Source organism: Dietzia massiliensis, from assembly GCF_018390595.1.
Taxonomy (GTDB): domain Bacteria; phylum Actinomycetota; class Actinomycetes; order Mycobacteriales; family Mycobacteriaceae; genus Dietzia; species Dietzia massiliensis.
Genome location: NZ_JAHBAV010000394.1, coordinates 1 through 278 on the forward strand (window position 1 = coordinate 1; position 278 = coordinate 278).

General features: G+C 67.6%; 1 protein-coding gene. It reads left to right on the forward strand.

Annotated elements, in window-relative coordinates; all coding sequences use genetic code 11:
• Positions 1-278, forward strand: a 278-nt coding sequence (locus tag KHA85_RS17680) for a transposase (protein ID WP_213186776.1), incomplete at both ends; no start/stop codon positions are given.

Here is a 278-nt window from a genome sequence, read left to right on the forward strand (position 1 = left end):
AAGCTCACCGTGTGCCGCCAACGCATCCAGCAGGCCACCACCGGGCACCGGGGCCCCAGTGGCGATCCGCTGTACGGCATCCGCCGCACCCTGCGTACACGCGCTGAGCTGCTGACCGACAAGCAGAAGGTTCGCCTGTTCAAGGCGTTCACCGCCGATGACGCGCACGCGGCGGTGGAGGTCACCTACAGCGTCTACCAGCGGCTCATCGCCGCCTACGAGGCCTCGGGCAAGCGGGAGGGCAAGATCGCGATGTACAAGCTCCTGCGCTCGATCCG